Origin of the sequence: Streptococcus sp. GMD1S (assembly GCF_000296875.1) — a bacterium.
Classification (GTDB): Bacteria; Bacillota; Bacilli; order Lactobacillales; family Streptococcaceae; genus Streptococcus.
In genome coordinates, this window is record NZ_AJQY01000135.1 from 1 (window position 1) to 1,408 (window position 1,408).

Below are 1,408 nucleotides of genomic sequence, written 5' to 3' on the forward strand. Positions count from 1 at the left end.
AAGGAAGCTCTCCGAGAGGCCGTTCTCAATGGCAAGCCAAACTGGAAATATATTCAGGCAATCCTACGAAACTGGCGCCATGAAGGTATTCAGTCTGTGACTCAGGTAGAGGCCAAACGAGCAGAGCGAGAAGTCAACAATCCCAAACAAGTTCAGGCTTCGGCTGATTTCCTCGATGCCATGAATTTGTGGCAAGATTAGTCGCTTGAAAAATCTTGAAAATTAGAGTAAGGTTTGCAAGCTCCTTATAAATATGATAGAATAATAGTGAATAAAATGAAAAAAGAGGTATGTGAAATGTCACGTAAACCATTTATCGCTGGTAACTGGAAAATGAACAAAAATCCAGAAGAAGCAAAAGCATTCGTTGAAGCCGTTGCATCAAAACTTCCTTCATCAGACCTTGTTGAAGCAGGTATCGCAGCTCCAGCTCTTGATTTGACAGCTGTTCTTGCTGCTGCTAAAGGTTCAAACCTTAAAGTTGCTGCTCAAAACTGCTACTTTGAAAATGCAGGTGCTTTCACTGGTGAAACTAGCCCACAAGTTTTGAAAGAAATCGGTACTGACTACGTTGTTATCGGTCACTCAGAACGTCGTGACTACTTCCATGAAACTGACGAAGATATCAACAAAAAAGCAAAAGCAATCTTTGCAAACGGTATGCTTCCAATCATCTGTTGTGGTGAGTCACTTGAAACTTACGAAGCTGGTAAAGCTGCTGAATTCGTAGGTGCTCAAGTATCTGCTGCATTGGCTGGATTGACAGCTGAACAAGTTGCTGCATCCGTTATCGCTTATGAGCCAATCTGGGCTATCGGTACTGGTAAATCAGCTTCACAAGACGATGCACAAAAAATGTGTAAAGTCGTTCGTGACGTTGTAGCTGCAGACTTTGGTCAAGAAGTTGCGGACAAAGTTCGTGTTCAATACGGTGGTTCTGTTAAACCTGAAAACGTTGCTTCATACATGGCTTGCCCAGACGTTGACGGTGCCCTTGTTGGTGGTGCGTCACTTGAAGCTGAAAGCTTCTTGGCATTGCTTGATTTTGTAAAATAATCTCAGTTATTCCAGACAGTCTGCTAAGACTGTCTTTTTTTTAAAGACTGTATATTTTTCTTAAATTATCAGTCAATTACAACTTTTTTAATATGGGTTAATTTTCTTGCTTTTGTCTACTAGGAGTAGTATACTGAGATAGTAATCAATAAATATGGTTGCAAAAATAATATTATGAGGTGATCAATATGGTTGAATTGAAAAAAGAAGCAGTAAAAGACGTAACAACATTATCTAAAACAGCGCCAGTAGCATTGGCAAAAACAAAGGAAGTATTGAACCAAGCAGTAGCGGACTTGTATGTGGCTCACATTGCCCTTCACCAAGTTCACTGGTATATGCGTGGTCGTGG

General features: G+C 40.6%; 2 protein-coding genes and 1 pseudogene. All 3 read left to right on the forward strand.

What is annotated here, in order from left to right; genetic code table 11:
* On the forward strand, window positions 1-201 hold a 201-nt coding region (locus tag GMD1S_RS07670; protein ID WP_000574721.1), incomplete at its 5' end, for a DnaD domain-containing protein.
* Between the two features lie 96 nt (window positions 202-297).
* A complete protein-coding gene (gene tpiA, locus GMD1S_RS07675; protein ID WP_000087891.1) occupies window positions 298-1,056 on the forward strand; it encodes a triose-phosphate isomerase in 759 nt (252 codons plus the stop codon).
* 188 nt (window positions 1,057-1,244) lie between these two features.
* Window positions 1,245-1,408 (forward strand): annotated as a pseudogene (locus GMD1S_RS07680) (DNA starvation/stationary phase protection protein); the annotation flags it as partial.